Below are 11,131 nucleotides of genomic sequence, written 5' to 3'. Positions count from 1 at the left end.
CGTGTCGTCGTGCGTGTGTGCCGCTGGGAATCCGGCTCGGAACCACCACTCCACCGATACGGCCGGGGCGGGCTTCCACAGAGTTGTCCACAAGCTGTGAACTGCCGGGACCGATCTGGGGGATCGGACCTCCGGGGCCGCAACGGCTGGTGATCCTTCCAGCGTTTCCGCAGGTCAGAGGCTGTTTCGACGGGCCTGTGACCCGGATCACATGGCGTGCTGGACCCTGGTCGGACCGAGGTCGGGACGGACCGCGGAGGCACCGAACGTAACAACCGGAAGAGCCGCCGAGCAAGACGTCATCCACAGGCCGGCCGTCCGGGGCGTCTCGTGGGTTTGACCCCCCGAACGCCTGCCGCGTACCGTTGGCCGGTCGCTCCCTGTCGACGGGTGCCGCATGTCCACGATCCGCCACCAGGCGGCCACGCGGGCGGGCGGTGCCGGCCGAAGTACCTGATCTTCGGGGCCTGAACCTGGGCCAGCACCGACCTCGGTGTGGAGTGGACATCCCTCGAAACCTTCGGAGAAATAGCCGTGAGCAAGCGTACGTACCAGCCGAACAACCGTCGCCGTCACAAGGTGCACGGCTTCCGCCTGCGCATGCGGACCCGTGCCGGTCGCGCCATCCTGTCGAGCCGTCGCCGCAAGGGCCGCAAGAGCCTGGCCGTCTGACGGCCAGCGCTCACGGCACGCGCCGTGCTCTCCGCTGTCCACCGCCTCACCACCGCTGACGGTTTCCGCCGCACGGTGCGTCAGGGGCGACGCGCCGGCTCCGCCACGCTCGTGGTCCACCTCTGGGTGGATGCGGACGCGGTCCCGGCGCCGGCTCAGGTGGGGTTCACGGTCGGCAAGGCCGTGGGCAACGCCGCCACGCGAAACCGTGTGAAGAGACGACTCCGGCACCTGACCCGGGAGCACCTCGCGACGCTCGAGGAGCTCCCGGGTCGTGCTGCGCTCGTGGTCCGTGCCCTGCCGGCCGCAGCCGATGCGTCGTACGCCTCCCTCGGTGCCGATCTCGCCCGTACGCTGAGCAGGGTGAGCCCGTCATGAAGCACCTCCTCATCGGGGTCATCCGCGCGTGGCGCTTCGCGATCAGCCCGCTCTACGGCCAGGTCTGCCGCTACCACCCGAGCTGCTCGGCGTACGCCCTCGAGGCCGTCACCGTGCACGGCTCGCTCCGCGGCACCTGGCTCGCCGTACGCCGTCTGTCCCGCTGCCACCCGTGGGCGGCCGGCGGCTACGACCCCGTTCCCTCCCGCGCCGGTTCGGCCGACCAGTCCACGTCTTCGTCCACTGCAACTCGAGGAGCATGAGTGCTCGACTTCTTCAGCACCATCGGCGGCGCGATCATGGCCCCGCTCTACTACGTCATCTCCGCGGTGCTGGTGGGCTGGCACAAGCTGTTCGGCAGCATCTTCGGTCCGGAGACCGGCATCGCGTGGGTGCTGTCGATCATCGGGCTGACGCTCGTGATCCGCATGGCGCTGATCCCGCTCTTCGTGAAGCAGATCAAGTCCAGCCGCAACATGCAGCTCATCCAGCCCAAGGTGCGCGAGCTGCAGAAGAAGTACGGTCACGATCGGGAGCGTCTCGCCCAGGAGACGATGAAGCTCTACAAGGACTCGGGTACCAACCCGTTCGCGTCCTGCCTGCCGATCCTGCTGCAGATGCCGATCTTCCTCGCGCTGTTCCGGCTGATCGACCAGGCCGCGAAGGACCCCTCGGAAGAGCGCGGCCTGATGACCGAGGAGCTCAACACCCAGTTCGGTGACGCGGTCTTCCTCGGCGCCAAGATCTCCGACACCTTCCTCAACACCGACGACATCGGCGTGCGGGTGCTCGCGGCGGTCCTCGTCCTCGCGATGACGGCGACCACCTTCCTCACCCAGCGTCAGCTGATGAGCAAGAACATGCCCGCCGACGCGCTCTCGGGCCCCTACGCACAGCAGCAGAAGATGCTGCTCTACGTCCTCCCGGTGGTCTTCGCCGTGGGCGGCATCGCGTTCCCGATCGGCGTCCTCTTCTACTGGACCACGTCGAACCTCTGGACCATGGGTCAGCAGTTCTACGTCATCCGCAACAACCCGGCCCCGGGCACGCCCGCGGCCGACGCCAAGGAGGAGCGCGACCGCGCGAAGGCAGCCCGCAAGGGCCTGAAGACGCCCGCGCAGATCGAGGAGGAGCGGCTCGCCGCCGAGGCGGAGGCACGTCGCGCCGAGAAGTCGCAGACCCGGCAGCAGCCCCACCGCCAGACCAAGGCCCAGCGCGGCAAGAAGAAGCGCTGACCCCGACATCCCCGACGGCGCTCGCGAGGGTGTCGTCCGACCTGACCGAGAAGCAGGAGACACACGTGAGTGAGCAGTTGACCGACGGCGATACCAGCACCGACGCGAGCACCGAGGCGGCCACGGCCACCGAGACCGACACCGCCGAGAGCGGTGCGGCTCGTCCCTCGAAGGTGCAGCGCCTCGAGCACGAGGGCGACATCGCGGCGGACTACCTCGAGGAGCTCCTCGACATCGCCGACCTCGACGGCGACCTCGACATGGACGTGGAGGGTGACCGCGCGAGCGTGCAGATCGGCGGCGCCGACCTGAGCCTGCTCGTGGGACGCAACGGCGAGGTGCTGGAAGCGCTCCAGGAGCTGACCCGGCTGGCGGTCTACCGCGAGACCGGCGAGCGGTCGCGCCTCATGCTCGACATCGACGGCTACCGTGCCCAGCAGCGCGAGCGGCTCGTGGCGCTGGCCGAGACCTCCATCGCTGAGGTGCGCGAGTCCGGTGAGTCGGTCTCCCTGGAGCCGATGAGCGCCTTCGAGCGCAAGGTGGTCCACGACGCGGTGGCCGCCGCCGGCCTGACCTCGGAGTCCGAGGGCGCCGAGCCCAAGCGGCACGTGGTGATCCTGCCCGCGTGAGCGACGACGTTTCACGTGAAACACCCTCCGCGCCTCCCGAGGCGCGGAGGGTGTTCGCGTCCGACCGGCTTCCCCTCGCCGAGCGCTACACCGAGCTGCTGGCCACCGAGGGCGTCGTACGCGGGCTGATCGGTCCGCGAGAGGCGCCCCGCCTGTGGGAGCGCCACGTGCTCAACTCGGCCGTCCTGGGCGAGGCGGTGTCCGAGGGCGCGTCGGTGTGCGACATCGGCACGGGCGCCGGGCTGCCGGGTCTCGTGCTGGCCATCGCACGCCCCGATCTCAGCGTGACGCTCGTCGAGCCGCTCCTGCGGCGCACGACGTTCCTCGACGAGGTCGTCGCCGAGCTCGGCCTCTCCCACGTGACGGTCGTCCGCGGCCGGGCCGAGGACCTGCACGGGTCGGCCACCTTCGACGTCGTGACGTCTCGAGCCGTCGCTCCCCTGGAGCGCCTGCTCGGGTGGTCGATGCCGCTGGTGGCGCCGACCGGTGCGACCATCGCGATGAAGGGCCGGTCGATCCACGAGGAGATCGCCCAGGCGCGAGGCTTCCTGACCGCCTGGCGGTGCGGGGAGCCTCAGGTGTTCGAGGTGGGTGTCGATCTACTCGATCCGCCCACCACCGTGGTGCGGGTGCCGTGGGCCGACCCGGCCCGGATAGGTTGGCCCCTTGCCCGTGTTGCCAAGCGGCGCTCCGGGCGTCGAGACCGATCATCGGTCAAGCGAGAGGTGAGCTGAGTTGAGCCAGGGCCCCAGCGACAGCGCGGGATGGCGTCGGACCGACGACGCGCCCTACCCGTTTTCCACCGCTCCAGACCACTCCGCTGAGCGCGACTATCCACAGAATGTGGGTGTTCGTCCACAGGACGGGGATGACGGATCTGTTTCACGTGAAACGGCAGCGCAGGATGTTTCACGTGAAACGCGGCCGGCGTGGCAAGTACGCACCGCCGGAGATCTTGCCGGGCAGGACAACGACTTCGCCGACCACGCGACGCCGCTGGCGCAAGCGGCCCAGCACTCGGTGCTGGCTCGCACCGGCGGCCTCCGTCGACAGGGTGTTCCCCGCCCGGACGCCACACGCGTCCTCGTCGTCGCCAACCAGAAGGGGGGCGTCGGCAAGACCACATCGACGGTCAACGTGGCTGCTGGCCTGGCCCAGCTCGGTCAGAAGGTGCTGGTCATCGACCTCGACCCGCAGGGCAACGCCTCGACCGCCCTCGGCATCGAGCACCACCGGGGCGTCCCGTCGACGTACGACATGCTGGTCGAGGGCGCCCCGCTGGCGGACGTGATGACCGAGTCCGCCGACCTGCCGGGGCTGTGGGTCGTGCCGGCGACGATCGATCTCGCCGGCGCGGAGATCGAGCTCGTCAGCGTGGTCGCGCGCGAGCAGCGACTGGACCGGGCGATCACCGCTCACCCCCTGGTCGGCAGCGCCGGCGACGTCGGCGAGGAGCGCTTCGACTACGTGCTGGTCGACTGTCCCCCGTCGCTCGGGCTGCTCACGTTGAACGCCCTGGTCGCCGGCCGCGAGATGTTCATCCCGATCCAGGCGGAGTACTACGCCCTCGAGGGACTCGGGATGCTGCTGGAGACGGTCGAGATGGTCCGCCAGCACCTCAACCCGCGCCTGGTCATCTCCACGATCCTGTTGACGATGTACGACGCGCGCACCCGGCTGGCGGCCGGCGTGGCCGACGAGGTGCGCGGGCACTTCGGCGACCAGGTGCTGAAGACCGCGGTGCCGCGGTCGGTGCGCGTCTCGGAGGCGCCGTCCTACGGACAGACCGTGATGACCTACGATCCTGCGTCGGCGGGCGCGCTGTCCTACCTGGAGGCAGCCCGCGAGATCGCCAGCAAGGGAGCACCGGCATGAGTGAGGTCCTCGGATGAGCAGCAACGCACCGCGCCGAGGCCTGGGCCGTGGCCTGGGGTCGCTGATCCCCACTGCCCCGAGCCAGCCCCCGCCGTCCTCGACGACGATCTCGACGACGCCCGTGCCGGGCGCGACGACGGCCCCCGGTGACCGCGACGGCCGGCCGGAGCAGGCGGCCGGTCCCGTCGACGGCGCGGAGGCGTCGGGCGCCTCGGTCGCCTCGGGCGCCTACTTCGCCGAGCTGCCCATCGCGCAGGTCCGGCCCAACGCCCGCCAGCCGCGCCAGGTCTTCGAGGAGGAGGCGCTGGCCGAGCTCGTGCACTCGATCCGCGAGGTCGGCCTCCTGCAGCCCGTCGTCGTACGACGCACCGGCGAGGACTCCTACGAGCTGATCATGGGCGAGCGGCGGTGGCGGGCCTCGCAGCAGGCCGGCCGCGACACCATCCCGGCGATCGTCCGCGAGACCGACGACGAGGACATGCTGCGCGACGCGCTGCTGGAGAACCTCCACCGCGCCCAGCTCAACCCCCTCGAGGAGGCAGCCGCCTACGGCCAGCTCCTCGAGGACTTCGGCTGCACCCACGAGGAGCTCGCCCAGCGCATCGGTCGCTCGCGGCCGCAGATCTCCAACACGCTCCGGCTGCTGAAGCTCTCCCCCGCGGTCCAGCGCCGCGTCGCTGCCGGCGTCCTGTCCGCCGGGCATGCCCGCGCCCTGCTGTCGGTCGACGACGCCGGCCTGCAGGACCGGCTCGCGTCGCGGGTCACGGCCGAGGGCATCTCGGTGCGCGGCCTCGAGGAGATCGTGTCCGTCGGGGTCGAGGACGACGCCCCGGCACGCGTCGTACGCAACAAGCCGGTCGCCCCCGGCCTGTCCGAGCTGGCCGACCGCCTCTCCGACCGCCTGGAGACGCGCGTCAAGGTCGACCTCGGCAAGGCCAAGGGCAAGATCACCGTCGAGTTCGCCAGCCTCGATGACCTGCGCCGGATCGTCGACATCATGGACCCCCGCAACCGCGACGACCGTCCGATCTGAGACGCGCGCACCCGCGCCTCTCCCGCGTCGTACGCAACTGGTGGGGGGAGTCTGACACCTGGAGGGGGTTGTAGAGGCCTCCAAGAGGCAGACTCCCCGCCTGAGCGGGGACTCAGCGTCGAGCCCGAGCCGCAAATGTCGACAAAGCAACTCATCGACCTGTCGACAGATCGATGTAGCGACCTAGCGCTTTGTCTTCTTCGCCCGCTTGGCGGCGCGCTTGCGGGCCCGCTCGCGCTTCTCCTCGGCGTCCAGGCGCGCGGCCTCCTCCAGCGTGGGAGCCGAGCCCCCCATCGAGGCGGGCACCCACCACGAGCCCGGCGGCTGCTCGTCCGCGGGGTAGGCGGCGACGGTCTCGCGCAGCATCTGCGACATCTGGGCGTGGAGACGCGCGGTGTCGCCGACCGGGTCGTCGCCGGTCGGGTACATCGGCTCGCCCACCGTGATCGCGATCGTCTTCCCGCGCGAGAAGTCACGGGGGTGGTCCTTGGTCATCATTCGCTGGGTGCCCCACATGATGACCGGCACGAGGGGTACGCCGGCCTCCGCGGCGATGCGTACGGCCCCGGTCTTGAACTCCTTGAGCTCCATCGCCCGGGAGATGGTGGCCTCGGGGAAGATCCCGACCGCCTCGCCCTGGCGCAGGTGGTCGACCGCGGTGCGGAAGCTGTCGAGGCCGTCGCCGCGGTCGACCTCGATGTGGTGCAGCGAGCGCATCAGCGGGCCCACCCACCGGTGGTCGAACAGCTCGCGCTTGGCCATGAACCGCACGAGGCGGCCGGACGGATTGGCCGCGAGGCCGCCGTAGACGAAGTCGACGTAGCCGACGTGGTTGTAGGCCAGCAGCACGCCGCCCTCGCGCGGCACGTGCTCGGTGCCGGTCATCCGGAAGCGCTGCCCGAGGGCCTTGAAGGCCGCCTTGGCGGTGACGATGATCGGTGGGTAGGTCACATCGCGCATGGCGAGGAGCCTAGGGCACCCTGGAGTCAGTCGGGCCGCGCCTGCGACCCTTCGTGATCAGCGCCGCGTGGCGAGGAAGTCGGCGATCCTGCCGATGGCCTCCTCGAGCACCGAGGCCTCCGGCAGGGTGACGAGCCGGAAGTGGTCGGGGTCGGGCCAGTTGAAGCCCGTGCCGTGCGTGACGAGGATCTTCTTGGCGCGCAGGAGCTCGATGACGAAGTCCTGGTCGTCGTCGATGGGGTAGACCTCCGGGTCGAGCCGGGGGAAGCAGTAGAGCGCGCCCCGCGGCTTCACGTTGCTGACGCCCGGGATCTCGTTGAGCAGGCGGTGCGCGAGCATGGACTGCTCGTAGAAGCGGCCACCGGGACCGATGAGCTCCTCGATGGACTGGTAGCCGCCCAGGGCCGTCTGGATGGCGTGCTGGGCCGGGACGTTGGAGCACATCCGCATGTTGGCGATCAGCGTGAGGCCCTCGAGAAAGTCGGTGGCGACCTCCTTCGGGCCGGAGATCATCACCCAGCCGGCGCGGTAGCCGCACACGCGGTAGGCCTTCGAGAGGCCGGAGAACGTCAGGCACAGCACGTCGTTGCCGCCGTAGGTCGCCGCGTGGTGGTGCTGGGCGTCCTCGAAGAGGATCTTCTCGTAGATCTCGTCGGCCATCACGACGAGGTGGTGGCGGCGCGCGATGTCGACGAGCGCCTTGACCGTCTCCTCGCTGTAGACGGCACCGGTGGGGTTGTTGGGGTTGATGATGACGATCGCGTGGGTGTTCTCGGTGATCTTCGACTCGATGTCGGCGAGGTCGGGGTTCCAGTCGTCTTCCTCGTCGCACCGGTAGTGCACGGGCAGCCCCCCGGCGAGGGTCACCGCTCCCGTCCAGAGCGGGTAGTCGGGCGCCGGGACCAGGATCTCGTTGCCGTCGTCGACGAAGGCCTGCAGCACCATCGAGATCAGCTCGGAGACGCCGTTGCCGATGAAGATGTCCTCCACGCCCACGTCACGCAGGCCGCGGGACTGGTAGTAGTGCATGACGGCGGTGCGCGCCGACCAGATGCCCTGGCTGTCGGCGTACCCCTGCGACTGCGGCAGGTGGTGGATCATGTCGGCGAGGATCTGCTCGGGGGCCTCGAAGCCGAAGGGGGCGGTGTTGCCGATGTTGAGCTTGAGGATGCGGTGTCCCTCGGCCTCGAGCCGCTGGGCCTCGACCAGGATCGGACCGCGCACGTCGTAGCGGACACCTTGCAGCTTCTTGCTCTGTCGGATCGGGCGCACGCTCCATCCTCTCAGGCGCCATCCGGCGCTACCATCGAGACGTGTCCCGCAAGACCGCCCGCCTGACGGTCGACCACCTCGCGGAGCTGGCCGACCCTGTGCGCTCGTGCCTGTTCTGGGAGCTCACGCCCGTCGACCGGGCCCGGCTCGACCACGAGGAGCGGATCGCGGAGAAGGAGAGCTGGCTCTCGGCGGTGCTGCGTGACTGGGGCTCGTGCGGACGCGTCGTACGCCTCGACGGACGCACGGTCGGGCACATCGTCTACGCCCCCGCGGCGCGGCTCCCCGGGGCGGCGAGCCTGCCCACGGCGCCCGGCTCGCCCGACGCGATCATCGCGGCCACGGCGTGGATCGACCCTGCCTTCCGGCGCGGTGGCCTCGGCCGGTTGCTCGTCCAGGCGATGGCCGCGGACCTGGTCGAGCGCGGCCACACGGCGATCGAGGCGTACGGCGACATGCGCGGGAAGACGGTCGGCTGCGTGCTGCCGGCCGAGTTCCTCGGCAGTGTGGGCTTCAAGACCCAGCGCGCCCATCCGACCACCCCGCGGATGCGGATGGAGCTGCGCACCGCGCTGAGCTGGAAGGACGAGGTGGAGCTGGCCCTGGAGAAGGTGTGGGGGGTCGTCCGCCCCACGCACAAGGCGACCCGCCCGATCGGATCGGTGCGGGTCGCCTCAGGCGACTAGCGGGTATCGATTTCGACGCGCCCGTCGCGACTTCGTGCCTCAGTCGCGGGGCTTGCTCAATCTGGCCGAGCCCACGCCGACCGCTCGTTCCTCGCAGCCGGCTGCTCGACTCAGATGATGCCGTCGAGCTCCTTGAGGAGCGCGGCCTTGGGCTTGGCGCCCACGATGGACTTCACGACCTCGCCACCCTGGTAGACGTTGATCGTCGGGATGCCGGTGACGCGGTAGGACGAGGGGGTCACCGGGTTCTCGTCGACGTTCATCTTGAGGAACGTGAGCTTCTCGCCGTGCTCGGCGTTGAGCTCGTCGAGGATCGGAGCGACCTGGCGGCACGGGCCGCACCACTCCGCCCAGAAGTCCACGAGGACGGGCTTGTCGGACTTGAGGACCTGCGCCTCGAACTCGGCGTCGGTCACGGCGGCGATGTTGGCCACGGAGGTGCCCCTTTCAGGAGGTCTGGGTTGTCGAACGACTGTGACTACTCAACAGCACGTCACCGACAGATGTTCCCGGCGGCGCGCGTGGGGGAGGGGCTCAGGCCCCGGCGGTCTGCACCTCTTCGGCGATCGCCTCGACCGTGGCCGCGGCGTCACCGGCGGTGGACGCCTCGTGGTCGAGGGCTGCGATGAAGCGCTCGGCGTCGAGGGCGGCCGCGCAGCCGGTGCCGGCGGCGGTGATGGCCTGGCGGTAGACGTGGTCGACGAGGTCACCGGCGGCGAAGACACCGGGGAGGTTGGTCTTCGTCGACGGGTGGTCGACGAGGACGTAGCCGTCGTCGTCGAGGTCGACCTGGCCGGTCAGCAGCTCCGAGCGCGGGTCGTGGCCGATGGCGATGAAGAGACCGGTCACCTCGAGCGGGCGCTCCTCACCGGTGACGGTGTCGCGCACGGTGATCGACTCCAGCTTGTCGGCGCCGTTGATGGCAGCGACCTCGGAGTTCCAGACCATCTCGAGCTTCGGGTCGGCGAAGGCGCGCTCCTGCATGATCTTGGAGGCACGCAGCTCGTCGCGGCGGTGGATCAGGTAGACCTTCGACGCGAAGCGGGTCAGGAAGGTCGCCTCCTCGATGGCGGAGTCGCCGCCGCCGACGACGGCGATCGCCTGCTCGCGGAAGAAGAAGCCGTCGCAGGTGGCGCACCAGGACACGCCCCGCCCGGAGAGCTCGTCCTCGCGCGGCAGTCCGAGCTTGCGGTAGCCGGAGCCGGTGGACAGGATCACGGAGCGGGCGGTGTAGGTGTCGGTGGCCGTCTTGACGACCTTCACATCACCGGTGAGGTCGACCTCCACCACGTCGTCGGAGACCAGCTCGGCGCCGAAGCGCTCGGCCTGGGCGCGCATCTCGTCCATCAGGGCCGGGCCCATGATGCCGTCGCGGAAGCCGGGGAAGTTCTCCACCTCGGTGGTGTTCATCAGGGCGCCACCGGCGGTGACCGAGCCCTCGAACACGAGCGGCTCCAGAGCGGCGCGCGCGGCGTAGACGGCGGCGGTGTATCCCGAGGGACCCGAGCCGATGATGATGACGTTGCGCGTCTCGGTGCTGGTGCTCATGTGCGGTCAGTGACTCCTGGGGCTCTGGATCGGGGTGTGCGGTACGTCGTCCTCAACCGATCGTAGGCGACCGTTGTTCCGCGCCCCGCCGGGACCGCTCAGGGCGCGGGCAGGGTGAGCGTACGCACGGGATCGGGGGTGCCGCAGACGTAGAGCTCGACGCCCTGGTCCTCCCCCAGCGGGCGTCGGTACACGACCAGGCCGAGCTCGCCGTCGACCTGTGCCGGCACCACGGCGGCCCACCGACCCGCATCGACGCCGTCGCAGCCCTGCAGCGCGGCGAGCGACGTGAGGCGCTGCCGGCCGGTCGTGGCGTCCGGTCGGAGCACCACCAGCTGGTCGACGAGGTCGGCGTCGTCGTCGGAGAACAGGGTGGGGCCCGGCGCCAGTCCGGGACTCAGGAAGCTGTCGTCGGACTGCCGCGCCTCGCTGTCGGCGAGGTTCCCGGAGCCCTCATCTGCCGAGCCTGCCGAGTCGCCACCGCCGTCCTCGGACGTGGGCGCCTCGGCCAGGGAGCTGTCCGACGCCGATCCGGCGCTCGAGTCGGCGGCGTCGCCGCCGCCACGCGGGGGGCTGTCCGAGCGCGACGCCCGCGACCACGACGGAGGCGGCGGCCAGCAGCCCGATGCCGGCCACCCGCCGGCGGCGCGAGCCGATGTCGACGACGCGCCCCGGCGAGGTGTCCGCGGCCGCGCGCTCGGCCCGGAGGGCGGCAAGGGTGTCGTCGAGGCGGGCGACGACGTCGGGAGGCGGTGGCCCGTCGTGGCGCGTGTCGGCGAGCAGGCGGCGTACGGCCTCCTGCTCGGGCGGGAGTCCGGAGGACTCGGTCATCGGCGGTCACCT

Annotated in this window: 15 protein-coding genes; 9 read left to right on the top strand and 6 right to left on the bottom strand. The window is 70.4% G+C overall.

Annotated features, from left to right (window positions below; translation table 11 throughout):
• The first annotated feature begins 528 nt into the window (after positions 1–528).
• The 8 genes from rpmH (at position 529) to ACNKF0_RS22535 (ending at position 5,822) form a co-directional block, all read left to right on the top strand.
• Positions 529–672 (top strand): 50S ribosomal protein L34, encoded by a 144-nt coding sequence (rpmH, locus tag ACNKF0_RS22570; RefSeq protein ID WP_206054688.1) that lies wholly within the window; start codon positions 529–531, stop codon positions 670–672.
• Between the two features lie 24 nt (positions 673–696).
• The gene (rnpA, locus tag ACNKF0_RS22565) at positions 697–1,050 is read left to right on the top strand and encodes a ribonuclease P protein component (protein ID WP_416954952.1); all 354 of its coding nucleotides are present in this window, start codon (positions 697–699) and stop codon (positions 1,048–1,050) included.
• Positions 1,047–1,313 (top strand): membrane protein insertion efficiency factor YidD, encoded by a 267-nt coding sequence (gene yidD, locus ACNKF0_RS22560; protein ID WP_299930286.1) that lies wholly within the window; start codon positions 1,047–1,049, stop codon positions 1,311–1,313. Before rnpA ends, yidD begins: the two co-directional genes overlap by 4 nt.
• Positions 1,314–2,285, top strand: a complete 972-nt coding sequence (gene yidC / locus ACNKF0_RS22555; protein ID WP_416954951.1) for a membrane protein insertase YidC — start codon at positions 1,314–1,316, stop codon at positions 2,283–2,285.
• A gap of 173 nt (positions 2,286–2,458) precedes the next feature.
• Positions 2,459–2,914 carry a protein jag gene (locus tag ACNKF0_RS22550; RefSeq protein ID WP_416958618.1) on the top strand — a complete coding sequence of 152 codons (456 nt, stop codon included), beginning with the start codon at positions 2,459–2,461 and terminating at the stop codon, positions 2,912–2,914.
• A gap of 50 nt (positions 2,915–2,964) precedes the next feature.
• Positions 2,965–3,648 (top strand): 16S rRNA (guanine(527)-N(7))-methyltransferase RsmG, encoded by a 684-nt coding sequence (gene rsmG, locus ACNKF0_RS22545; RefSeq protein WP_416954950.1) that lies wholly within the window; start codon positions 2,965–2,967, stop codon positions 3,646–3,648.
• Between the two features lie 286 nt (positions 3,649–3,934).
• Positions 3,935–4,789: a ParA family protein gene (locus tag ACNKF0_RS22540; protein ID WP_416954949.1), complete on the top strand. Its 855-nt coding sequence runs from the start codon at positions 3,935–3,937 to the stop codon at positions 4,787–4,789.
• A gap of 13 nt (positions 4,790–4,802) precedes the next feature.
• The gene (locus ACNKF0_RS22535; protein WP_416954948.1) at positions 4,803–5,822 is read left to right on the top strand and encodes a ParB/RepB/Spo0J family partition protein; all 1,020 of its coding nucleotides are present in this window, start codon (positions 4,803–4,805) and stop codon (positions 5,820–5,822) included.
• Between the two features lie 183 nt (positions 5,823–6,005).
• Here the strand turns inward: ACNKF0_RS22535 and ACNKF0_RS22530 are convergent, their stop codons facing one another.
• Together ACNKF0_RS22530 and ACNKF0_RS22525 are read right to left on the bottom strand one after the other, a co-directional pair.
• Positions 6,006–6,782, bottom strand: a complete 777-nt coding sequence (locus ACNKF0_RS22530) for a lysophospholipid acyltransferase family protein (RefSeq protein WP_416954947.1) — start codon at positions 6,780–6,782, stop codon at positions 6,006–6,008.
• 57 nt (positions 6,783–6,839) lie between these two features.
• Positions 6,840–8,054, bottom strand: coding sequence for a pyridoxal phosphate-dependent aminotransferase (locus ACNKF0_RS22525; protein ID WP_416954946.1), 1,215 nt, complete (start codon positions 8,052–8,054; stop codon positions 6,840–6,842).
• A gap of 41 nt (positions 8,055–8,095) precedes the next feature.
• Between ACNKF0_RS22525 and ACNKF0_RS22520 the strand changes: the two genes are divergently transcribed.
• Entirely contained in the window at positions 8,096–8,740 is a 645-nt protein-coding gene (locus ACNKF0_RS22520; protein ID WP_416954945.1) for a GNAT family N-acetyltransferase, read from the top strand.
• A 110-nt stretch (positions 8,741–8,850) separates the two neighbouring features.
• On the opposite strand, the gene trxA is transcribed toward ACNKF0_RS22520, so the two are convergent.
• From trxA to ACNKF0_RS22500, 4 genes are all read right to left on the bottom strand, one after another.
• Positions 8,851–9,174: a thioredoxin gene (gene trxA / locus ACNKF0_RS22515; protein ID WP_299930264.1), complete on the bottom strand. Its 324-nt coding sequence runs from the start codon at positions 9,172–9,174 to the stop codon at positions 8,851–8,853.
• A 100-nt stretch (positions 9,175–9,274) separates the two neighbouring features.
• Positions 9,275–10,288, bottom strand: coding sequence for a thioredoxin-disulfide reductase (gene trxB, locus ACNKF0_RS22510; RefSeq protein ID WP_416954944.1), 1,014 nt, complete (start codon positions 10,286–10,288; stop codon positions 9,275–9,277).
• 98 nt (positions 10,289–10,386) lie between these two features.
• Positions 10,387–10,617 (bottom strand): hypothetical protein, encoded by a 231-nt coding sequence (locus ACNKF0_RS22505; protein WP_416954943.1) that lies wholly within the window; start codon positions 10,615–10,617, stop codon positions 10,387–10,389.
• Positions 10,618–10,741: 124 nt separating this feature from the next.
• Positions 10,742–11,119 carry a hypothetical protein gene (locus tag ACNKF0_RS22500; protein ID WP_416954942.1) on the bottom strand — a complete coding sequence of 126 codons (378 nt, stop codon included), beginning with the start codon at positions 11,117–11,119 and terminating at the stop codon, positions 10,742–10,744.
• Positions 11,120–11,131 lie beyond the last annotated feature (12 nt).

The organism is Nocardioides sp. T5, assembly GCF_048161455.1.
Lineage (GTDB): Bacteria > Actinomycetota > Actinomycetes > Propionibacteriales > Nocardioidaceae > Nocardioides.
This window is presented reverse-complemented; position numbering and strand designations above follow the sequence as displayed.

What these genes read in the sequence shown, in the direction of transcription:
- yidD (WP_299930286.1), top strand. Translation starts at nt 1,047, where the DNA reads ATGAAGCACCTCCTCATCGGGGTCATCCGCGCGTGGCGCTTCGCGATC.
- ACNKF0_RS22535 (WP_416954948.1), top strand. Translation starts at nt 4,803, where the DNA reads ATGAGCAGCAACGCACCGCGCCGAGGCCTGGGCCGTGGCCTGGGGTCG.
- ACNKF0_RS22530 (WP_416954947.1), bottom strand. Translation starts at nt 6,782, where the DNA reads ATGCGCGATGTGACCTACCCACCGATCATCGTCACCGCCAAGGCGGCC.
- trxB (WP_416954944.1), bottom strand. Translation starts at nt 10,288, where the DNA reads ATGAGCACCAGCACCGAGACGCGCAACGTCATCATCATCGGCTCGGGT.
- ACNKF0_RS22500 (WP_416954942.1), bottom strand. Translation starts at nt 11,119, where the DNA reads ATGACCGAGTCCTCCGGACTCCCGCCCGAGCAGGAGGCCGTACGCCGC.